Raw genomic sequence first — 22,119 nt, 5'->3', positions numbered from 1 at the left:
AAATTCTCGATACTATTTTAATTCCTTTTAGTCATTAAAATCACTCGAATTGACAAGGATTATCAAAAATAACTGTCAGTTCGAGTGTTTTTTTCTTTCAAAAAAATGTATCGAGAACTTTTTAAATATCCAAAGAAAACAATTCAAATTCTCGATACTATTTTAATTCCTTTTAGTCATTAAAATCACTCGAATTGACAAGGATTATCAAAAATAACTGTCAGTTCGAGTGTTTTTTTCTTTCAAAAAAATGTATCGAGAACTTTTTAAATATCCAAAGAAAATAATTCAAATTCTCGATACTATTTTAATTCCTTTTAGTCATTAAAATCACTCGAATTGACAAGGATTATCAAAAGAACTGTCAGTTCGAGTATTTTTTTTCTTTCAAAAAAATGTATCGAGAACTTTTTAGCATCAAAATCAATCAAACTAAAATTCTCGATACTATTTTAATTCCTTTTAGTCATTAAAATCACTCGAATTGACAAGGATTATCAAAAGAACTGTCAGTTCGAGTGTTTTTTTCTTTCAAAAAAATGTATCGAGAACTTTTTAGCATCAAAATCAATCAAACTAAAATTCTCGATACTATTTTAATTCCTTTTAGTCATTAAAATCACTCGAATTGACAAGGATTATCAAAAATAACTGTCAGTTCGAGTGTTTTTTTCCTTTAAAAAATGTATCGAGAACTTTTTAAATATCTAAAGAAAACAATTCAAATTCTCGATACTATTTTAATTTCTTTTAGTCATTAAAATCACTCGAATTGACAATGTTTAAAAATCATCAAAAGATTCATCGAAATTAAAAAAACTAAAGACATTTCCTCCATAACGCTTGTCGTAACGGTGGTTAGGATGGCTTGTTAAATCGGTGTGTTTGTCATGCTCAATAATTAACGTTCCGTCTTGGTTTAACAGATTACGCTCAAAAACCAAATTGGCGATTTTTAAAAATTTATCTTGGTCAAAATCATACGGAGGATCGGCAAAAATAACATCCGATTTTAATCCTGTTTTCTCTAAGAATTTGTACACATCACTTTTATAGGTGTTAATGTCAAAATCAAGTTCTTTAGCCGTTTCATTGATGAATTTAATACATCCGAAGTGGGCATCAACCGAATGAATAGTTGTAGTTCCTCGTGAGGCAAATTCGTAACTGATATTTCCTGTTCCTGCAAACAAATCTAACACGGCAATGCCATCAAAATAATAATCGTTGTTTAAAATATTAAATAACGATTCTTTTGCCATATCGGTTGTAGGGCGTACGGGCAATTTTTTAGGGGCAGAAAGTCGTCTGCTTTTATATTTTCCTGAAATAATTCTCATTAGGATGCTAGGATAAAATTAAAATGATTTAATAGTTTTCAATAATTATGCAAATGTAAAATATATTAGCGCTTTTTAGGTTTGATAAACGCATAAATAAAAAAATCCATCCAAAATGAATTGGATGGATTTTAAAAATTAGGGAAAAAAGAATTTTTCGATTATTTTTTCTTGTTAGCAGCCATAATTTCTGCTTTATCGTAAGACGGAGGCCAATTACCACCAGTAGTTACGTCATCTAATGAACCTACAGAAACAAATTCACCTTTAATTTGATCGGTTTCTTTAGCTTCTAATTCTTGTTTAATTAAATGTTTTTTCATTCCTTTTAAAACGACTGCTTTTTCTATTTTCGCCTCAAAAACAGGTACAAATAAACCAGCAACTTTTTCAACTTTTCCTGTTACTAATTTAAATTCTTTGTCGGTTCCAGGAACTTTAAACATTGATTTATAGTCTTTACCAGCAAAATATTTAGATACTGCTTCGTAACCAATAGTATCAACTTGTTTTTTAGATACAGTAACGAAAATTCCACCACCTCTATCTACTTTTTCTTCAACATTTGTAGTTTGTGTTAAAACTAATTGTCCTTTTTCGATAAAGTTGATTAAAGAATCTTTACTGTTTGTGTAAGTTCTGTTAACTTCCTTGTATTTTACTTCGGCATCACGAATTAATTTTAAATTGCTAATAACTTTAGCGTATCGAACTTCTTTTTCTTTAGCAAAATGTATAGGCTCCATAATACCTGAATAAATTTTAAATGCTAAGAAAACAGTTGCTACTAATAATAAGATAGACACTAACCATCTGACTTTTAAGGGCACAAACTTAACGATAATGTAAGCTAAAAGAATTGCAACTACAGTAGCTGCTAAAATCATTAATAATAAATTCATTTTTTTTGTTTTTATATATAGTATAAGCAAATCTACACTTTTTTTTCAATCATTAAAATATTTATCGATTAAATAGAATTATCTTTGTTAATTATTTAAGATATGATAACATTAGCATCTAAATTTTATGAAGAAGTTATAAAAAGCTTCCCGTATAAACCAACCCTAAAACAAGATTTATTACTCAATAAACTAGCTGATTTTATTTTTGATACCAATAATAACGCCTTATTTTTACTAAAAGGATATGCTGGTACAGGTAAAACAACGATTATAAGTTCAGTAGTTAATAATTTAGAAAAAGCCAATAAAAAAGCTGTTTTGTTAGCGCCTACAGGGCGTGCTGCTAAGGTTATTTCTGGCTATTCTAAAAAGAAAGCTTTTACCATACATAAAAAAATATATTTTTCTAAAAAACAAGGGGCTGGCGCAATGAGTTTTGTAAAACAGCCCAATAAGCATAGCAACACCATATTTATAGTTGATGAAGCTTCTATGATTTCTGATGCCCAGCAGAATTCAAAAATGTTTGAAAATGGGTCTTTATTAGACGATTTAATTAGCTATGTGTATTCAGGGAAAAATTGTAAGCTTGTTTTTATAGGAGATACCGCACAATTACCGCCCGTAAAATTAACACTAAGCCCTGCTTTAGATGCCGATAAGCTTTCTTATAGTTTCGATAAAAATGTTTTTGAAATTGAATTAGATGAAGTAGTACGTCAGCAACAAAATTCGGGAATTTTAGCAAACGCCACGGATTTGCGTATGTTAATACAATATGGTGCTTCCGATTTTCAGTTTGATGTTAAATATCCTGATATTATCCGACTAGAGGATAGTTACGATATTCAAGATGCTATTACATCGGCGTATGATGGCGATGTTGGGGTAGAAGATACCGCTTTTATTGTACGTTCAAATAAAAGAGCGAATCAGTATAATAATCAAATTAGAAGGGAAATTAGAGGGCAAGAAAATGAAATTTCTACTGGCGATTATGTAATGGTTGTTAAAAATAATTATTTCTGGCTAAAAGAATCGTCATCGGCAGGTTTTATAGCCAACGGTGATATTTGCGAGGTAATGCGTATCAATTCGATTAAAGAATTATACGGTTTTAAGTTTGCTGAGGTAGAGGTTCGCATGATTGATTATCCTGATATTCCAAATTTTGAAACTGTTTTATTGTTAGATACCTTATCGAGTGAAAACCCATCTTTAACTTATGCTGAATCAAATAAATTATACGAAGCTGTAAAAGAAGATTTTGCCGATCAAACGAAATACAAGCAGTTTTTAGAGGTAAAGAAGAATAAGTATTTTAATGCGCTTCAAGTAAAATTTTCTTATGCGATGACCTGTCATAAATCGCAAGGAGGGCAGTGGAATACGGTTTTTATAGAACAGCCGTATTTACCCGAAGGACCAAGTGTTGAATATTTACGCTGGTTATATACCGCAGTTACCAGAGCGCAAAACAAGCTGTATTTAATCGGTTTTAAAGATGATTATTTTTTATAATAACCGTTTAATAACATTTATTTCATTTAAATTCTGAAAATGTGTGACTTATAGAAGTAAGTGGTGTCATAGTAGTGGAGTTTTTACGAAAGAGCTTCTAGTTATTATTGTTTTTATGAAAAATTTCACACTACTAATATTCCTTTTAGCATTTCAATTAAATTTTAGTCAAAATAAAAAAGTTTGTCTTTCTGCTCAAGAAGATGGTCTTGAAGATGTTAATCAGATATCGGTAAAAAATAAATGTAACGTATCGGGTTTTAAGAGGCATTTATCTATTAAAAGAGCCAGAAAATCAAGAGTTACTAAAAAGAGTTACACTAAAAAAAGTATTTTAAGCGATAAAAATAGTACATCAAATACTAAAAATGTAACGAAAATTAAAGAAGAGTTAGCCTCTTTAGCTTCTTCGATAGTTGCAAGTGACAAATCAATTTCTTTCACTGAAGTAGATCAAGTGCCTTTATTTAAGTCAAAACAAAGAAATACCGATGCTTTTGATGATTTTAATGAAAAAATAATCCGTCATATTGATGATAATTTAAAGGATGTTGATGGAGCAGAAGGAATTGTAGCTGTAAGTTTTATTATTGATATTAATGGCGATGTAAATGCTATAAAGGCAAGTTGTGATAGCAACAGTCTTATTTTAGAGCAAGAAGCAATTAGAATTATATCGTTACTTCCAAGGTTTGCTCCTGGAAAACACCACGAAAAGAAAGTCAATGTTTTCTATAATTTTCAAATGGAGTTTTAGAGGTTGTTTAAATTTCATCTGAAAAAACAGCACAGAAAAATAAGAAATCGCATTCTGATTTGCCAGCATTTTGTCAATTCGAGTGATTTTAATGATAAGAAGAAATTAAAATTGTATCGAGAATTTGAATTATTTTCTGTTGATATTTAAAAAGTTCTCGATACATTTTTTTTGAAGAAAAAAAACACTCGAACTGACAGTTTATTTAATTTTTAAACAGGTTCTTAAATTAGATAGTTATAAAAAATCCCTCTAAAAATTAATTTTAGAGGGATTTTTGTTTTTATCAATTTTATCAAAAGAGATACTACAGTGAAATCTATTTAAAATACGAAAAATCTTCGCCGTATTCTATTTTTAATAAACTTTCGTAAATCATTTTAATTACATTTTCAACATCATCACGATGTACCATTTCAACGGTTGTGTGCATATAACGCAATGGTAAAGAAATTAATGCCGAAGCAACACCTCCGTTACTATAAGCAAAAGCATCGGTATCGGTTCCGGTGGCTCTTGATAATGCCGAACGCTGAAAAGGAATGTTTTTTTCTTTAGCAGTATCAATAATTAAATCACGTAATTTTTGCTGCACAGCAGGAGCGTAGGCAACTACAGGACCTTTCCCCATTTCTAAAAGACCTTCTTTCTTTTTGTCAATCATTGGGGTAGTTGTATCGTGTGTTACATCGGTAACAATCGCTACGTTTGGTTTTATGGTGTGTGAAATCATTTCAGCACCACGTAAACCTATTTCTTCTTGAACAGAATTGGTTATGTATAAACCAAAAGGCAATTCTTTTTTGTTCTCTTTTAATAAACGAGCAACTTCGGCAATCATAAAACCACCCATTCTGTTGTCTAAAGCACGACATACAAATTTATCGCCGTTTAAAATATGGAATTCATCTGGGTAGGTAATTACACAACCAACATGAACGCCTAATTTTTCAACTTCTTCTTTGGTAGCGCATCCTGTATCAATAAAAATATTATCAGGTTTTGGCGCTTCTTCGTTTGCTTTATTACGAGTATGAATCGCTGGCCATCCGAAAACTCCTTTTACAATTCCGTTATCAGTATGGATGTTTACAATTTTACTCGGTGCAATTTGATGGTCAGAACCACCATTGCGAACCACATAAATTAATCCATCGTCTGAAATATAGTTTACATACCATGAAATTTCATCGGCATGCCCTTCAATAACTACCTTATATTTAGCATCAGGGTTAATAATACCTACAGCAGAACCGTAAGTATCGGTAATAAACTCATCAACATACGGCTTTAAATAGTCCATCCAAATTTTCTGCCCTTCCCATTCGTAACCAGTAGGAGCGGCGTTATTTAAATATTTAGCTAAGAAATCGATTGATTTCTCGTTTAAAATTGATTCAGTTTTAGCCATAATTTATTAGTTTAGTGTTTGTTTGCTTGTTATGTTTTTTCTTGATGATTTTTACTCTTCTTCGTCTTTTTGATTTTTCGCTTCATCATCGACCCATGAACGACGTTTTTCAACAAATTCTTCTTGCTCTTTTAATTCTTTAGCTGTTAATACCTTTAAAAAAGAAGGATGTTGCTCTATAGCGTATTCAATTTTTTCAATAATACTTGCTACTTCTTCGTTTTCGTAATCAATATCTAAAGGTTCTTTAATAACCATTGATTGTAAAACATTACGTTTTTTAATTACCAGTCCTTTTTTATCAAAAGAACGTCTAAAACCGTCAATAACAATAGGTACTACAACAGGTTTGTAGGTTTTTATAATATGAGCAGTTCCACGGCGTACAGGTTTAAAAGGTGTTGTTGTTCCTTGAGGAAAGGTAATAACCCAGCCATCATCTAAGGCTTTGCTAATATTTGAAATATCCGACATTTTTACCTGTCTTTTTACATCTTTTCCTTTGCTTCGCCATGTTCTTTCTACCGAAATAGAACCTGCATAAGCAAATATTTTAGGCAATAATCCGGCACGCATTGTTTCACCAGCTGCAATATAATAGATGTTTAATTTTGGTCTCCATAAGTAACCGATGTTTTTAAGATTGTTATCACGCCCTTTTAAAGCGGCATTAAAAACATGAAACATTGCGGCTACGTCGGCAAAATAAGTTTGATGATTGGAAATAAATAATACATTTTTGTCTGGAAGGTTTCTTAAAATTTCAGACCCTTCGATTTGTAGTTGGTTAAATTTTCGGTATCTACCATGAGAAATTATACCAAGTGCTTGAATAAGAAGCCTTTTCAGGAACAATAGATGTCCGAAAGGATTCCTTTTGAATAAAGGCATTTGTAGTTTGTTTTTAAGTGTAATAGCTAAGTTACAAAAGAAATCGAAAAAATACTATTTAAATAAATCTTTAATTTCCGATAACATCATTGCCGTTGCGCCCCAAACACTATAATTGTTTAGTTTAAAGCATGGTACAGCTTCTTTTTTCATATAGGATGTTGCTATTTCTTTTGTCGTTAAATTACCATCATTTAATAAGTCGCTCATTAATACTTCAATTGTAGTTGCTACTTCGTAATTTGGTTTAAAGGCTGGTTTTTTTTGAATAACACCTATAAATGGGGTTACTAAAAAATTACTTGGTGGTATATAAGAGTCTGTAATTTGACGAATAATTTTAATTTCTTCGGATAAAATTCCAACCTCTTCAAAAGTTTCTCTTAATGCAGTTTGTTTAAGATTGCTGTCTTTTTTAGCTATTTTACCACCAGGAAAACTAACTTGAGCGGAATGTTTGCCTTTATAGGTAGCTCTTAAAGTAAGTAAAAAACGTGTTTGATTATTTTCATCAGGATAAAAAAGGGCTAAAACAGCAGCTTTTTTAGGGTTTTTACTTTCAATTAATTCTTGCGGAAATTGTGTTCTTAATTTTGGTGCAAGTTTTAACTGAGATGTTAGTCCTCCTAAAGGTTTGGTTTGTAACTGTGCTATTTTATTTGTTAAATCAGAAAAAATCATTGTTTGGGTTTTAAAAAAAATTTAATGAATTGAAAAAGAGTAATTAAAGTAAAAATACATCTTTATAAAGCAAAAAAATAAATTAATTTGGCTTGAAGTTTGATTTGTAAAGAATATATCTTAATTTTCGTTAAACAGTTAAAAATGAATACACAAAATAAATATACAAAATTAGCGCTAAGCTTACTCTTTGATGCTATCGGATTACTATCATACGCAATCCCTGGTTTAGGCGAATTATCCGATATGTTTTGGGCACCGGCATCGGCATATTTAATGACCAAAATGTATAAGGGTAATAAGGGTAAAATTGCGGCAGCGGTTTCTTTTATTGAAGAAGCAATCCCAGGCTTAGACATCGTACCGACCTTTACAATTATGTGGTTGTTTACCCATGTTTTTACTAATTTTGGAAAGAAAACGCCATCAAAAAAAGTAATTGAATAATCTTGATTTTACTTAATTATAAATTTTAAAGAAACTAAAAAAGGCAATCATTTATGTGATTGCCTTTTTTTATTAAATATTAAATAAACTGTCAGTTCAAGTGATTAGAATGTGAACCTAAAATTAATTCCGATTGACGGTTTTGAGTTTTGAAACGATTTTATACAACTATTATATCCCAAATTCCAATATTTTTTTTGAAAGTTCTTCCTTTTTTCGAGCATCAATAGAATCGCATACTCGAATATAATACGATATAATGTCTTTATTATTAATACTCATCTTAATTAACCTTCCACTTGTTAAAGAGGTTACTCCATCATTTTCAATATTAGAAATTGTATTTTTACTAAAGCCTAAAATGATACTTAATGTGGATGCAGCAATATGATATTTTTCTCTAAAACTAATAATTTCACTTGGTGCAGCGGCTCCTTTAGCAATAAGATAAGAACTTTTTAGTGTTCTCATATTACGACTAATTTGACTCTTGGTGTAAAATTCAACTTTATTTTTCTTGTCAATTATACCCGTATCTTCGTTCACATCATAATCAAGATAATAAACTTCCTTGTATATTAATTGAAAGCCTTTGAATTTTTTCTCTACGGTTCTTTGTAATTCATCCGTGAGTTTATTGTCTCTAGTTAATATTTTTTTTGATTCCATAATTTTAATTTTTAAACGGTTGATTCATTGGAAAATCAGGTGTATGATTAGAAAAAATTAATATCTGTAACCCTGTAACTTCAAGTCCGTACTTTAAATAAATTTCTATATTTTCATTTCCAATAAACGTACGAAAAGCACAAACGTTAAAATCAGCACCTCCTGAAGGATCAACTCCTCTGTAATAATTTTGAGGTGTTAAGTTTAGAATCGCATACTCAATATCATTTTCATTAATATTGTAATTAAGCATTATTTCTTCTAATTCAGAACTTGCTTTTCTTGTAAAAGTTATATCTATTCCTTCAGAAATTCTTTTTTTAGTCTCCTTCAGAAATCCCTGTATTATTTGAATGTTATCTATCGTATTTGGTAATTTTATCATAGATGCAGTTATATGCTTATACAAATATACATAAAAGCGCATTAAATTCCCAATCATTGGGAATTTAATGCGCTTTTTATAGTGCTATTAATCCTTATTTTTTAATAAATTTCTTAGTGATAATTTTCTGATTATCATTAATTTCAAGAATATAGATACCCTTGTCTAAATTAGAAACATTAATAGCATCATGGTTTATTTTATCTTTTAAAACCGTTTGACCGCTCATATTTATAATTCTAAATTGAGCATTTCTATTATCTAAAACTTGAATATTGATAAAATCAACTGCTGGGTTTGGATAAAAATTAGCGTTAAAAATAGCCGCTTCATTTCCTAGTTTTTCAGCTGATGTAAAGTCTGTTGCTGTAAGAATATTTTTAGAAGTATGTAATTCTTTTCGCTGACTTTGTCCTATATTTACGGTATAATCTTCTACTTCACCATGAGAAAAAGTTTCACAAGCAGTTGCTTTGGCATCCCATTTCATAGAAATACGCATTCTTGTTTTTCCTGTTAGCACAGAAGAAGGTACGTAAATATTAGAAGATAAATTACCCGCACTCGATGATGATCCGCTAACCACTTGTTCATCATTTTCAAAAACACCATTTTTATTAAAGTCAATCCAAACTTTCCAAAATTCAGTGTATGCTTCGCTTGAAAAACCTGCACTTACAATAAGCTTATTATTTCCATAATTTAAACTAGCTGTTTGTGCTGTAAAATCAGCATAACCACCATTTGACTTGGTAGCGTTATAAATTCCGCCGATAGCCACCTTGTCTATATATTCGTAGTTTGCATTTTTTCCTGTTGAAACGCAATAAGTAACAGCAACTTCTTCTTTAATATCTTCTCTAATATCTTCTTTAACTTCTTCTTCGATATTTGGGGTAGGAGCATCAGCATCTAAAACATGATTTGATAAACCGTCAAAAGTATCTTTAGAAAGAATATTCCACTGAGAAGCGTCATAAATACTACTTGCTTGTTTAATGCTAGCTTTTCGCTGTAAGGTTTTATCTTTAGCAAAAACAGCTGAACTACTAGGGTTTCCAACAACATCAATAAGAACATTCTCTTTAAATAAACCAATAGCATCATTTCCGTTAAACGATAACACACTTGCATCTAATAACTGTGCCTTGTTTTTTAAGGCTGAAGTAGCACTGCTATTCGCAATTACATACATTTTTTGATTATTTAAAACACCGCTTAATGTTAAGGTATTTGTCCATCCGCCACCGTTAGAGGCTTTCTTTAATGAATATCCTTCTAAATTAATTGCGTTTCCTGTAAAATTTGAAATTTCTAAAGCTTTATTATTTGATGATCCTTCTATATATTCAGAAATAAATAAATCGGCAACTGTAGTTGAGGTATTATTTTCTTGGGAAGAAGTATCTGTTGTTGTTGTTGTATTTGAATCGTTATTATCGTTATTTGTGTTTCCAAATAAATTTTCAGCTTGAGGTCCTCCCCAAATTTGGGTTGCAAAAGCAGGATTGTCAATAAACGGATTTCTGTTTCCTTGTATTGATTCTATAATAGGGTTTCGTTGTTTTTCAAAATCAGAAACAGGGTCTTCTACATTCCATTCTAATAATAAATTAATCATATTAGAGTCTAATGGATTAGCCGACCCAATAGCAACATTGCTAGGTAAACATTGATTTCCGTAACGAAGATACATGTACATCATCATACGAGCAACATCTCCTTTCCACTGATCACCAGGATACCATCCGCCAGAAACACTTCCTGCGTTTCCTGAACCTGCAACAAATTTTTTACTACTTCTTTGCGAATTGAAAGAAATATCGGCAGGTCTTAAATGATGAATATCGGCTCCTGAACCAGAAGTTCCTAAATTAGGCGTTCCTAATGACTTCGGATATACATGTTCTCTGTTCCATTGTGTACCTGCAAAACCTCCATTTGCATCTTTACTTCGTGTGATATCGGTAACATAATTTTCGTCGTTATTATCATATCCGTAAATTAAAACAACTTTTGAATTATCTGTAGCATCTAAATCTGCTTGCTTTAAAGCATTCCATACGCCAGGGCTATACGATAAATTAACCTGTTGTGTACTAATTATTTTTGTTGCTAAAGCATCTTTTAATGCCGTATTTGTTAGGCTTAAGTCTATATCACTATAATAAGACGGAATTTGAGAAAATACTGAAACTGATAGCATCAGTAAAAAGAAGGGTATTAATTTTTTCATGTAAATGGTGTTTGTGTTGTGTTTGTTAATTATGAATTTCGGCAAAAAAACAACTTTTTATTGATAAATCCATTATCAAACGATTAAAAATCAGTTTGATATATTTTATGATAAAAGCAGGGCTAAACAAGGCTAGTTTTTTGCTTTATTTTACTTAAATTTGTCAGTTCAAATTAGAGATTGATTATGAAGATATCATACAATTGGTTGCGCCAATTTTTACAAACGGACTGGGAAGCTGAAAAAACAGGAGAGTTATTAACTGACTTAGGTTTAGAAGTAGAAGGAATTGCAACTGTAGAGAGCATCAAAGGAAGCTTAAAAGGCATTGTAGTTGGTGAAGTAAAAACATGTGAAAAGCATCCAAATGCTGATAAATTAAAAATAACTACTGTCGATTTAGGTGACGGAAATCCGATTCAAATAGTCTGTGGTGCGCCAAATGTAGCTGCTGGGCAAAAAGTGCCTGTTGCTACTGTTGGTACTGTTTTGTATGATGAAAACGGTGAAAGCTTTAAAATTAAAAAAGGTAAAATAAGAGGCGAAGAAAGTTTCGGAATGATTTGTGCTGAAGACGAATTAGGCTTAGGTAAAGGTCATGACGGAATTATGGTGTTAGATGCAAATTTAGTTGCAGGAACTCCATGTGCTGAGGTTTTTAAAATAGAAACTGATTATGTTTTTGAAATTGGTTTAACGCCAAACCGTGCCGATGCCATGAGTCATTTTGGTGTCGCTCGTGATTTACGTGCAGGATTAATGCACCAAGGAACAAATTTAGAATTAATTTCTCCTTCGGTTTCTGATTTTCATGTAGATGAACGTACTCTTAAAGTTGATATTGAGGTTGAAGATAAAAACCTTGTGCCTCGTTATTGCGGAATTACCATTACTGATGTTGAGGTAAAAGATTCTCCTGAGTGGATTCAAAACAGGTTAAAAGCTATTGGAATTGCGCCTAAAAATAACATTGTTGATATTACAAACTATGTTTTACATGAATTAGGACAACCCTTACACGCTTTTGATGCTCAAAAAATTAGAGGAAATAAAGTTGTTGTAAAAACATTAGAAGAGGGAACAAAATTTAAAACCTTAGATGATGTAGAAAGAGAATTGTCTGCCGATGATATTATGATTTGTGATGCCGACGATAATCCATTGTGTATTGCAGGTGTTTTTGGCGGTGCAAAATCAAGTGTTACCGAACATACCACGAGTATTTTCTTAGAAAGTGCTTATTTTAATCCGGTATCTATTCGTAAAACAGCAAAAAGACATGCTTTAAATACCGATGCTTCTTTTCGTTTTGAACGAGGAATTGACATCAATTTAACAGAATATGCTTTAAAACGTGCGGCTTTATTAATTGAAGAATATGCGGGAGGAAAAATGTCTTCGGATGTTTTATCGCTATATCCAAAAAAAGTAAAAGGTTTTGAAGTGTTTTTATCTTTTGAAAATACCTATAAGTTAATAGGACAGGAAATTCCGAAAGAAACCATTAAAAATATTTTAGCTTCTTTAGAAATTAAAATAAATAGTGTAACTGAAGGAGGTTTAGGTTTAACAATTCCTTCGTACCGAGTAGATGTACAGCGTGAAGCTGATATTATTGAAGAAATTTTAAGAGTTTACGGGTATAATAATATTGAGTTTTCTCATAAATTAAATACCTCTATTTCTTTTGATAGCGATAAAAATGTTAAAGTAGAAAATATTGTTGCAAATCAGTTAACGTCTTTAGGATTTAACGAAACAATGGCAAACTCTTTAACAAAGGCAAGCTATGTAGATTTATCGGAAACCTTAAATGAATCGCAAAATGTTGAAATTTTAAATCCGTTAAGTAACGATTTAAAAGTGATGCGTCAATCATTATTGTTTAGTGGTTTAGAATCTGTTTCTTATAATATCAACAGAAAAAATAATGCGTTGAAATTTTATGAATTTGGGAAAACCTATCATAAATATGAAAGCGGATATCAAGAAGATAAGCATTTAACCTTGCTTGTTACTGGTAACAGAACAAAAGATAGCTGGAAAGTAGCTTCTGAAAATGCAGATTTCTTTTATTTAAAAGGAATTATAACCTCATTATTTAGTAGGTTAGGGTTTGATAATTTAAAAACATCGCCTGCAAAATCAGATATTTTTTCAGAAGGATTGGCATTGAGTTTAGGGAAAACTAAATTAGTAGAATTTGGGGTTTTAAAAACAAGTATTTTAAAAGAGTTTTCTATTAAACAAGAAGTATTATTTGCCGATTTTAACTGGCAAAATATTTTAACCTTAGTAGGAAATAAGAAAATTAAAATTGCTGAGTTTACAAAATTCCCAGCGGTAAAGCGTGATTTAGCTTTGTTGTTAGATGATAAAGTAGCCTTTAAAGAAATTTATAATTTAGCTTTTCAATCAGAAAAGAAATTATTGAAAGAGGTAGATTTATTTGATGTATATCAGGGTGATAAATTACCTGATGGTAAAAAATCATATGCTGTGAGTTTTGTTTTACAAGATGAAAATAAAACACTTGATGACAAACAGATTGATAAAATAATGCAAAAATTACAAGCAACTTTTGAAAAGAATTTAGAAGCTGTTTTAAGATAAAAATTTAAAAGCTCCATTTATTTGGGGCTTTTTTTATGACTTCTTTTAAAAAAATATGGCTAAAATTTAGACGATTTTTTTCAACCTTTAATAAAACAATATGTACAAACAATTAATTCGCCCAATTTTATTTCTTTTTGATCCTGAAAAAATTCATTATTTTACTTTTTCAGTGGTAAAAACAGTTTCTAAAATACCTTTTGTTTCTTCAATATTTAGAAGTATGTATCAGGTAAATGATAAAAAATTAGAACGTAATTTATTCGGACTAACATTTAAAAACCCTGTTGGTTTGGCTGCCGGTTTTGATAAAAATGCGGTACTATATAATGAGTTGGCAAATTTTGGTTTCGGTTTTGTTGAAATAGGAACGGTAACTCCAAAGGGTCAGGCAGGAAATCCGAAGAAAAGATTGTTTCGTTTAAAAGACGATCAAGGAATTATTAACCGAATGGGGTTTAATAATGAAGGCTTGGAAGTTGCAATTGAGCAGTTAAAAAAGAATAAAGGTAAAATAATTATCGGTGGGAATATTGGTAAAAATACCGACACCACTCCCGAAAATTATACCCAAGATTATGTAACCTGTTTTAAAGGATTACATCCGTATGTAGATTATTTCGTTTTAAATGTAAGTTGCCCAAATGTTGGTAGCCACGCAAAATTAGACGATGTTTCTTATTTGAAAGAATTGATTACCGAAGTACAGGCTTTAAATAATAAAGAGGTAAAACAAAAACCGATTTTATTAAAAATTGCGCCTGATTTAAACAATCAGCAATTAGATGAAATTATTGAATTGGTCGCGCAAACAAAAATTGATGGCGTTATTGCATCGAACACTTCTGTAAATAGAGCTAATTTAAAAGCATCGAAAGAAAGATTAACTGAAATCGGAAATGGCGGTGTAAGTGGTCAGCCGGTAAAAGATAGAAGTACCAAAGTAATAAAATATTTAGCGGATAATTCGAACAAAGCATTTCCTATAATTGGAGTTGGAGGTATTCATTCTGAAAAAGATGCCCTAGAAAAAATTGATGCAGGTGCTGATTTAGTTCAAATTTATACAGGATTTATTTACCAAGGACCAAGTTTGGTGAAAAGAATAAATAAAGCTATTTTATCTAAATAAATACTTTTTCAATAAATACTGAAAATAAAAATGAAGTAATCTATATAATAGTTACTTCATTTTTTTTTTGCATAAAAACAAAGACTAAAAAATGTTAGAAATATTACTTTCTTTTTCAGTGGCAACAGTAACATTGGCTATTTCACCAGGTCCTGACAATATTTTTGTATTAACACAAAGTATTGTTAATGGCAAAAAATATGGTTTAGCAACAGTTTTTGGTTTAATGACAGGTTGTATTATTCACACAACTTAGTTGCTTTCGGAATTTCTGAATTGATAAAACAACAACCAAATTTATTTTTCAGTATTAAATTATTAGGAGCAGGGTATTTGTTATATTTAGCATATCAGGTATATAAAAGTGATGCTAAAATTTCTTTATCAACAGATAATTTAACCGACACTAAAAAATCTTCTACGGGAAAATTATTTCAAAAAGGCTTTTGGATGAATGTGTTAAACCCGAAAGTAACGATCTTTTTCTTAGCTTTTTTTCCGCAGTTTTTATTTTCTAAAACGTTATCAACAGTTATACAGTTTTATATTTTAGGAGGTATATTTATTGTTGTTTCATTTTTTATATTTTCTGCGATTGCTATTTTAGCGGGATCACTTTCGGTAGCGATTAAAAAAAATGCCCAAATAGGTGTGTACCTAAAATGGGCTCAAATAATTGTTTTCGTTAGCATTGCAATGCTAATACTTCGCTAATCTTCAGTTACATATCCCCAGTTTTCACCAGTTTTTATTCTATGTAATTGCATTTGTGAAACACCAAATTGTTTGGCAATCATTTTTAAACGTGTCCTTCTGTTCGGGTCGTTTAATTTTCGTTTAATCAACATCACTTTGGTTTCTGTAAGTTTTGTTGTACTAGGTTTGTACCTATGTACTTTATTTACATATTCAGGATTTGTAAATTGATGTACTTCTTTTTCTCTTTTTGTAGCCCATTTAAGATTCTCAAGTCTATTGTCTTTTTTATCATAATTCAAATGAATTACATATTGATCATCTTCTTTACGAGGTAAAAAAGTTTCAGCAACTAATTTATGAACATATCGACTCGTCGTTTTTCCATTAACACGTTGTTTTAAAGGCAAGTTTTGGTAACCGTTTATAAAATATTCTTTTACCAAAAACTCTTCTTCAGTTTTACAGTTGATGATTCGTCCGTAATTAGATATTTTAAATTTTTCTTTTTCAGAGATTTTATTATCAAATAGTATTTCTTTCCACATTTCATTTCTGTAGCTTCGTATCATATTTTCAATATTTATCTGAACTTTAATAATAAATAGCACTTTATTATTTATAGCAAAAATACATTTTTTGTTTTAGATAACTTAATTCTTCTTATTTAATTGATTTAAAATGGGTTTATTATTGATCATTTTATCAAAAAAATAATTAGAGCCGATTTGCAAATTAGAGAATCCCTAAATTTGAGTGATTATTTTTCTTCAAAAATAGTATTGAAAAGTAAAAAGAATATTGAGAAGTTCTTTGAAAAATCATCAACATAAAATAATTCAAATTCTCGATATAATTTTTAATTCTTTTTAGTCATTAAAATCACTCAAATTGACAAGAATCATTAAAAAAAACTAAAAGATTGGTAACAGATAAAGCATGTAAATCTGAAAACAAAAACAGTAAAATAGGGTTTATTTTTTTTGAGTTATAGTCTTTTAGCTTACTTTTATATAAAATAGTAAGTTTAATAAAAGTTAGATAAAAAAAGGCATCCTGTCTTTTTTACTTGGCATAACAATTGACCTATACAGATACAGCCAAACACCTATAAACAAACATATAGCGCTGTTTATCACACAATTAAAAGTTTAAAAAGTGCTTTTTACACTATTTTAAATCGTGTAAAAATGTCACTATGACATCTATAAAAGATATGAGCAAATCAAAAATAATACATTTAGACAATTTGTCGCTTCAAGATGCTTTTAATGAGGATTCAGAATTAATCCCATTATTAACTCCTGAAGATGAAGAAATAATAAACAAGGAAGAAATTCCTGCTGAATTACCAATTTTACCATTAAGAAATACAGTGCTATTTCCTGGTGTTGTAATTCCTATTACCGCTGGTAGAGATAAATCGATTCAATTAATAAACGACGCAAACAAAGGTGATAAAGTAATTGGTGTTGTTGCACAAAAAGATATTGCTGTTGAAAACCCTGGTTTAGACGATATTAATAAAACAGGAGTTGTTGCTAAAATTTTACGCGTTCTAAAAATGCCTGATGGTAACGTAACGGTTATTATTCAAGGAAAAAAACGTTTTGTAATTGATGAAATTACACAAGAAGATCCGTATTTAAAAGCTAGCGTTCACGAGGCTATTGAAAATAAGGAAGTTGAAGACGAAAAAGAGTTTGAAGCAATTATTGAATCTATCAAAGAATTAGCATTAGAGGTTATTAAAGAGAATCCAATGTTACCTTCTGAGGCTTCAATTGCGATTAAAAATATTCAATCAAATTCATTTTTAGTAAACTTTATTTCATCTAATATGGAATTAAGCGTTGCTAAAAAACAAGTATTACTTGAAGAAGATAATTTAAGAGAACGTGCACTTTTAACATTAAGTAACTTAGATAAAGAGCTTCAAAAATTACAATTACGTAATGATATTCAATCAAAAACACGTTCAGATTTAGATAAACAACAACGTGAATATTATTTACACCAACAATTAAAAACCATTCAAGATGAATTAGGTGGTGTTTCTCATGATCAGGAATTAGATGAAATGAGAATAAAATCTAAAACTAAAAAATGGAATAAAAAAGTTGCCGCAACCTTTGACAAGGAATTAAATCGTTTAAAACGAATGAATCCTCAAATGGCTGAATATGGTGTGCAGCGAAATTATTTAGAGTTAATGCTTGAATTGCCTTGGAATATTTATTCGAAAGATAAATTTAATTTAAAGCGTGCTCAAAAAATATTAAATAGAGATCATTTTGGTTTAGAAAAAGTTAAAGAACGTATTATAGAACATTTAGCTGTTTTAAAATTACGTGGCGATATGAAATCGCCAATTATTTGTTTATACGGACCTCCAGGAGTTGGTAAAACTTCGTTAGGAAAATCGGTTGCCGAAGCATTAGGGCGTAAATATGTTCGCATGTCGTTAGGTGGTTTGCGTGATGAAGCTGAAATTCGAGGACATCGTAAAACATATATTGGTGCAATGCCAGGACGTTTAATTCAGAATATTAAAAAATCAGGAACATCAAACCCTGTTTTTGTTTTAGATGAAATTGATAAATTAAGCCAGAGCAATCAGGGAGATCCTTCATCAGCAATGTTAGAAGTTTTAGATCCTGAGCAAAACACGGCTTTTTATGATAATTATTTAGAAGTTCCTTACGACCTTTCTAAAGTTTTATTTATTGCTACCGCAAATAATTTAGGGCAAATACCTTGGGCATTGCGTGATCGTATGGAACTAATTAATGTTACAGGATATACGATTGAAGAAAAAATGGAAATTGCTAAAAAATATTTATTTCCAAAGCAATTAAAAGAACACGGATTATCAGAAAAACATTTAACGATTGGTAAAAAACAAATCGAAAAAATTGTAGCAGGATATACGCGTGAATCGGGGGTACGTGGTTTAGATAAACAAATTGCTAAAGTGGTTCGTTTTGCAGCAAAATCAATAGCGATGGAGCAGCCTTATAATATTGATTTAACCAATAAAGATATTGTAACTATTTTAGGATCACCACGTTTAGAACGTGATAAATATGAAAATAATGATGTTGCAGGTGTTGTTACAGGTTTAGCTTGGACAAGTGTTGGTGGCGATATTTTATTTATCGAATCTATTATTTCTAAAGGAAAAGGAGCGCTTTCTATTACTGGTAATTTAGGAAAAGTAATGAAAGAATCGGCTACAATTGCAATGAAATACATCAAAGCAAATGCTGAAGATTTTGGTATTGAGCCACAAGTTTTAGAAAAATACGATGTACATATTCATGTACCAGAAGGGGCAACTCCTAAAGACGGACCAAGTGCAGGTATTACTATGTTAACTTCGTTGGTTTCTGTGTTTACTCAGCGTAAAGTGAAAAATAAATTAGCGATGACTGGTGAAATTACACTTCGAGGAAAAGTATTGGCAGTAGGAGGAATTAAGGAAAAAATATTAGCCGCTAAACGTGCAAATATTAAAGAACTTATTTTATGTGCTGATAATAAAAAAGATATTGAAGAAATTAAAGAAAGTTACTTAAAAGGTTTAACCTTTCATTATGTAACTGAAATGCACGAAGTGATTGATATTGCACTTACCAAGAAAAAAGTTAAAAAAGCTAAAAAATTAATATAATTTTTAGAATAGCATTAGAAAGCCTCTCAAAACTGAGAGGCTTTTTTTTATAAAAATTTAAAATAAACAGAAATAAGGGAAAATATTTTGTTTTTTACACTGTAATATTAATAAGTGTAAGCCTATAAATTTTCATCAAATTTCGACAAAAATAAATATATTAAAAAGCTTGTTTATTAAAAAAATACCTCAAAATGGCGTTTCTAGGTTTTTTAATGCTACAGTATAAATATTATTTTATAATGCTTTAATTATACCTGTATTTAAGTTTAAATTTCTTCAAAAATATTCAAAAATTATGCTTTTTAGGTAATATAGTATACTTTTTAAGGTAAAATAATACACTAAATAATTTAAGTTATTTAAGAATTAATAGGTGGTATTTATCATTAAAAATGATAAAAGCCTGTTTAAATTTCATAAAAATAAAGATTTACAAAAATACGTATTTTAAACAACTATTTTATTTTTTAAATATTAGAGGGTCAATATTATTTATTTTCACCTAAATTACAGCTCTATTAAAGCCGTTTTTTTCTTAAAAATCAGATTTTTTTGAAAAAAGCATTTTTTCTTTAGTTATTGGGTGTAAAAAATCTAAAGTATCGGCATGTAAATACAATCGATCTGATTTTTTTCCATACAGATCATCACCAACAATCGGTATATTTAAGCCTAAATTATGAGAAGCATGTACTCTTAATTGATGTGTTCGCCCTGAAATAGGGTAGAAGTGAATTTTTGTTTTCCCATTTTTTCGTTCTATAACTTCCCAATTTGTTTTTGCAGGCTTTCCATGTTCGTAACACACTAGTTGTCTGGGTCTATCATCTAAATCAACGCGGAGTGGAAGCGTAATTGTCCCTGTATTTTCAGTAACAATTCCATCTAATAAAGCGGTATATCTTTTTTTAATTGTTTTATTGATAAATTGACTTTGTAAAAATTTATGAGCTTCTTTATTTTTTGCTAAAACCAACAACCCAGAGGTAGCCATATCTAAGCGATGTACAATAATAGGTCCTGAAATATTTTTAACCTGTTGTTTTATTCTACTATATACCGAATCTTGAATATTAATACCAGGAACAGACAGGAAATCAGCAGGTTTACAAATAACAATTAACTGATCGTCTTCAAAAATTACTTCAATTTCTTTACCAATAGCAGGGTTTTCTAGTAGCGGATTGGTATCCATTTCAATTCCTGACAACATATGTGATAAAATAGGTTTACATTTTCCTTGACAAGCGGGGTAAAATTGTTCATGTTTTCTAATCTCTTTATTTGGTGATTTCCCCCACCAAAACTCAGCCATTGCAATGGGTTTTAAATCGTTTAAAAAAGCATATTGCAGTAATTTAGGAGCCGAGCATTCACCAGAACCAGCAGGTAAATTTTGTACAGAAGTCCCTGAAAACAATTCAGCTAAGTTTTGTTTTTCTTTCTTAATGTTTAAAAACTGATACTGCTCGACAATATACATTTGTAAATCAACTGATTTTGATTTACGTAAGGTTTTTAGGTTGGTTATTTGCTTGGTAAAAACCGACAATTTATCTTCTGTTGGTTTCAAAGTATGTTCCCAATAGCGTTTTACGTTATTAAAAAAATGTTTCGCATCTAAACTTTCTTTACTCAATTCATTTTTGAAAAGAATAAAATTTTCAGGAGATAATTCGTTAAAGGCTTTTTCTCTTCGAATAGCTCTCTTTTTTTTAGCAGTATTTAAAGCCTCTTTTTTTTCTTGAATATCAGCTATAGCCTTATTTTTTGCTAATTTATTTTCGGACAATAATAAGTTATAATTAATATCTGCTTCTAAAGATTCTAGCTCAGAATTTATTGCTATTAAATTATTTTTTTCTTTTAAATAATAAGAATCTTCGGTAAGCATATCATAAACTGGTGGAACAAATTTTATATGCGTATTTGTTTCTGCTAATTTTCCTGAAACTGCAGAGATATATCCAATTTCATTTTTTTTATTTTTTACAACTAAAACACCGAACATTTTACCAATAGGAATCCCTTTTTTTGAAGGATTTAACCCAAAATTATGCTCAAAATCGGTTTGTGTTTTTAAATAATCTATTATTTCTTTTGTAGCAATTTCACATAAGGGGTGTGGTTCATAATAAAATGGAAAGGTAAATTTATTAGGGATTTTTATATCGTTTATAGGGCTAGAAAAATATTGAAAATGTGTGTTCAAAATAAGATAAATCTGTTTTAAGTACACAAAGATACTATACTTTTCTTGATACTATTTTTCAAGATTAACCTTATTTTTTAATAAGGTTAATTCCGATAATTATTCGTTAAAATTAATATAGAAACCAGTATCAATTCTAGTGATTTTTTCTTTTCGAAATTGTATCGATAATCTTTTTCATACCAAACCAATCAAAGCCTTAAAATCAAATTTTACATATAATTTCAGTCTGATAATCAGTTTTAATCTCAAAAAAATTTCAAATAAACAGGTAAAAATCAATTCAAAAGTATTTTTAAGAAGATTATCCTCTCTAAATAAACAGGAGCAAAGCCTTAAAATCAGATTTTATAGTATAATTTCAGTCCGATAATCAGTTTTAACATAGAAAAAATTTAAAATAAACAGCTAAAAATCAATTCAAAAGTATTTTTAAGAAGATTATCCTCTGTAAATAAGCAGGAGCAAAGCCTTAAAATCAAATTTTACAGTATAATTTCAGTCCGATAATCAGTTTTAATCTCAAAAAAAATTCAAATAAACAGGT

General features: G+C 30.0%; 16 protein-coding genes and 1 pseudogene. 7 read left to right on the top strand and 10 right to left on the bottom strand.

Translation table 11 applies throughout. From position 1 onward, the window contains the following. Positions 1 to 782 precede the first annotated feature (782 nt). Together DPIF8902391_RS04780 and DPIF8902391_RS04775 are read right to left on the bottom strand one after the other, a co-directional pair. Positions 783 to 1,340, bottom strand: a complete 558-nt coding sequence (locus DPIF8902391_RS04780; protein WP_172505176.1) for an RsmD family RNA methyltransferase — start codon at positions 1,338 to 1,340, stop codon at positions 783 to 785. A gap of 161 nt (positions 1,341 to 1,501) precedes the next feature. After that, positions 1,502 to 2,242 (bottom strand): hypothetical protein, encoded by a 741-nt coding sequence (locus tag DPIF8902391_RS04775; RefSeq protein WP_172505175.1) that lies wholly within the window; start codon positions 2,240 to 2,242, stop codon positions 1,502 to 1,504. 102 nt (positions 2,243 to 2,344) lie between these two features. Here DPIF8902391_RS04775 and DPIF8902391_RS04770 point away from each other — a divergent pair, with 102 nt between their 5' ends. Both DPIF8902391_RS04770 and DPIF8902391_RS04765 read left to right on the top strand, forming a co-directional pair. Next, complete coding sequence (locus DPIF8902391_RS04770; RefSeq protein WP_172505174.1) at positions 2,345 to 3,766, top strand: ATP-dependent DNA helicase; 1,422 nt, start codon at positions 2,345 to 2,347, stop codon at positions 3,764 to 3,766. Positions 3,767 to 3,881: 115 nt separating this feature from the next. Continuing rightward, complete coding sequence (locus tag DPIF8902391_RS04765) at positions 3,882 to 4,523, top strand: energy transducer TonB (RefSeq protein ID WP_172505173.1); 642 nt, start codon at positions 3,882 to 3,884, stop codon at positions 4,521 to 4,523. Between the two features lie 319 nt (positions 4,524 to 4,842). Here the strand turns inward: DPIF8902391_RS04765 and DPIF8902391_RS04760 are convergent, their stop codons facing one another. From DPIF8902391_RS04760 to DPIF8902391_RS04750, 3 genes are read right to left on the bottom strand one after another with little or no spacing between them, the layout of a single operon-like run. After that, a complete protein-coding gene (locus tag DPIF8902391_RS04760) occupies positions 4,843 to 5,934 on the bottom strand; it encodes a M42 family metallopeptidase (protein ID WP_058885060.1) in 1,092 nt (363 codons plus the stop codon). A gap of 51 nt (positions 5,935 to 5,985) precedes the next feature. Further along, entirely contained in the window at positions 5,986 to 6,825 is an 840-nt protein-coding gene (locus DPIF8902391_RS04755; protein WP_172505172.1) for a lysophospholipid acyltransferase family protein, read from the bottom strand. Between the two features lie 54 nt (positions 6,826 to 6,879). After that, positions 6,880 to 7,506, bottom strand: coding sequence for an NUDIX hydrolase (locus DPIF8902391_RS04750; protein ID WP_058885058.1), 627 nt, complete (start codon positions 7,504 to 7,506; stop codon positions 6,880 to 6,882). Between the two features lie 144 nt (positions 7,507 to 7,650). Here DPIF8902391_RS04750 and DPIF8902391_RS04745 point away from each other — a divergent pair, with 144 nt between their 5' ends. Further along, complete coding sequence (locus tag DPIF8902391_RS04745) at positions 7,651 to 7,953, top strand: hypothetical protein (protein WP_058885057.1); 303 nt, start codon at positions 7,651 to 7,653, stop codon at positions 7,951 to 7,953. 171 nt (positions 7,954 to 8,124) lie between these two features. Here the strand turns inward: DPIF8902391_RS04745 and DPIF8902391_RS04740 are convergent, their stop codons facing one another. The 3 genes from DPIF8902391_RS04740 to DPIF8902391_RS04730 form a co-directional block, all read right to left on the bottom strand. Then, positions 8,125 to 8,622 (bottom strand): hypothetical protein, encoded by a 498-nt coding sequence (locus tag DPIF8902391_RS04740; protein WP_058885056.1) that lies wholly within the window; start codon positions 8,620 to 8,622, stop codon positions 8,125 to 8,127. 4 nt (positions 8,623 to 8,626) lie between these two features. Then, entirely contained in the window at positions 8,627 to 9,007 is a 381-nt protein-coding gene (locus DPIF8902391_RS04735) for a hypothetical protein (RefSeq protein ID WP_058885055.1), read from the bottom strand. 94 nt (positions 9,008 to 9,101) lie between these two features. Then, on the bottom strand, positions 9,102 to 11,243 hold the full coding sequence (locus DPIF8902391_RS04730) for an endonuclease (RefSeq protein WP_172505171.1): 2,142 nt from the start codon (positions 11,241 to 11,243) through the stop codon (positions 9,102 to 9,104). 186 nt (positions 11,244 to 11,429) lie between these two features. Between DPIF8902391_RS04730 and pheT the strand changes: the two genes are divergently transcribed. From pheT to DPIF8902391_RS04715, 3 genes and pseudogenes are all read left to right on the top strand, one after another. Next, positions 11,430 to 13,856, top strand: coding sequence for a phenylalanine--tRNA ligase subunit beta (pheT, locus tag DPIF8902391_RS04725; protein ID WP_172505170.1), 2,427 nt, complete (start codon positions 11,430 to 11,432; stop codon positions 13,854 to 13,856). Positions 13,857 to 13,956: 100 nt separating this feature from the next. Further along, positions 13,957 to 14,988: a quinone-dependent dihydroorotate dehydrogenase gene (locus DPIF8902391_RS04720; RefSeq protein ID WP_172505169.1), complete on the top strand. Its 1,032-nt coding sequence runs from the start codon at positions 13,957 to 13,959 to the stop codon at positions 14,986 to 14,988. Positions 14,989 to 15,079: 91 nt separating this feature from the next. Continuing rightward, a pseudogene (locus DPIF8902391_RS04715) lies at positions 15,080 to 15,702 on the top strand (LysE family translocator). Here DPIF8902391_RS04715 and DPIF8902391_RS04710 read toward each other — a convergent pair. Continuing rightward, positions 15,699 to 16,256: an HNH endonuclease signature motif containing protein gene (locus DPIF8902391_RS04710; protein WP_058885050.1), complete on the bottom strand. Its 558-nt coding sequence runs from the start codon at positions 16,254 to 16,256 to the stop codon at positions 15,699 to 15,701. The pseudogene DPIF8902391_RS04715 and the gene DPIF8902391_RS04710 overlap by 4 nt on opposite strands. 626 nt (positions 16,257 to 16,882) lie before the next feature. On the opposite strand from DPIF8902391_RS04710, the gene lon reads away from it, so the two are divergent. Then, a complete protein-coding gene (lon, locus tag DPIF8902391_RS04705; RefSeq protein WP_172505168.1) occupies positions 16,883 to 19,357 on the top strand; it encodes an endopeptidase La in 2,475 nt (824 codons plus the stop codon). A 538-nt stretch (positions 19,358 to 19,895) separates the two neighbouring features. Here lon and DPIF8902391_RS04700 read toward each other — a convergent pair. After that, a complete protein-coding gene (locus tag DPIF8902391_RS04700) occupies positions 19,896 to 21,572 on the bottom strand; it encodes an RluA family pseudouridine synthase (RefSeq protein WP_058885049.1) in 1,677 nt (558 codons plus the stop codon). Positions 21,573 to 22,119 lie beyond the last annotated feature (547 nt).

The organism is Tenacibaculum finnmarkense genomovar ulcerans (assembly GCF_900239495.1).
Lineage (GTDB): Bacteria > Bacteroidota > Bacteroidia > Flavobacteriales > Flavobacteriaceae > Polaribacter > Polaribacter ulcerans.
Note: the sequence above shows the minus strand (reverse complement) of the source record. Positions and strands in the feature narration are given on the sequence as shown.

What these genes read in the sequence shown, in the direction of transcription:
- DPIF8902391_RS04755 (WP_172505172.1), bottom strand. Translation starts at nt 6,825, where the DNA reads ATGCCTTTATTCAAAAGGAATCCTTTCGGACATCTATTGTTCCTGAAA.
- DPIF8902391_RS04750 (WP_058885058.1), bottom strand. Translation starts at nt 7,506, where the DNA reads ATGATTTTTTCTGATTTAACAAATAAAATAGCACAGTTACAAACCAAA.
- DPIF8902391_RS04765 (WP_172505173.1), top strand. Translation starts at nt 3,882, where the DNA reads ATGAAAAATTTCACACTACTAATATTCCTTTTAGCATTTCAATTAAAT.
- pheT (WP_172505170.1), top strand. Translation starts at nt 11,430, where the DNA reads ATGAAGATATCATACAATTGGTTGCGCCAATTTTTACAAACGGACTGG.
- DPIF8902391_RS04775 (WP_172505175.1), bottom strand. Translation starts at nt 2,242, where the DNA reads ATGAATTTATTATTAATGATTTTAGCAGCTACTGTAGTTGCAATTCTT.
- DPIF8902391_RS04770 (WP_172505174.1), top strand. Translation starts at nt 2,345, where the DNA reads ATGATAACATTAGCATCTAAATTTTATGAAGAAGTTATAAAAAGCTTC.
- DPIF8902391_RS04740 (WP_058885056.1), bottom strand. Translation starts at nt 8,622, where the DNA reads ATGGAATCAAAAAAAATATTAACTAGAGACAATAAACTCACGGATGAA.
- DPIF8902391_RS04780 (WP_172505176.1), bottom strand. Translation starts at nt 1,340, where the DNA reads ATGAGAATTATTTCAGGAAAATATAAAAGCAGACGACTTTCTGCCCCT.
- lon (WP_172505168.1), top strand. Translation starts at nt 16,883, where the DNA reads ATGACATCTATAAAAGATATGAGCAAATCAAAAATAATACATTTAGAC.
- DPIF8902391_RS04735 (WP_058885055.1), bottom strand. Translation starts at nt 9,007, where the DNA reads ATGATAAAATTACCAAATACGATAGATAACATTCAAATAATACAGGGA.
- DPIF8902391_RS04745 (WP_058885057.1), top strand. Translation starts at nt 7,651, where the DNA reads ATGAATACACAAAATAAATATACAAAATTAGCGCTAAGCTTACTCTTT.
- DPIF8902391_RS04710 (WP_058885050.1), bottom strand. Translation starts at nt 16,256, where the DNA reads ATGATACGAAGCTACAGAAATGAAATGTGGAAAGAAATACTATTTGAT.
- DPIF8902391_RS04730 (WP_172505171.1), bottom strand. Translation starts at nt 11,243, where the DNA reads ATGAAAAAATTAATACCCTTCTTTTTACTGATGCTATCAGTTTCAGTA.
- DPIF8902391_RS04760 (WP_058885060.1), bottom strand. Translation starts at nt 5,934, where the DNA reads ATGGCTAAAACTGAATCAATTTTAAACGAGAAATCAATCGATTTCTTA.
- DPIF8902391_RS04720 (WP_172505169.1), top strand. Translation starts at nt 13,957, where the DNA reads ATGTACAAACAATTAATTCGCCCAATTTTATTTCTTTTTGATCCTGAA.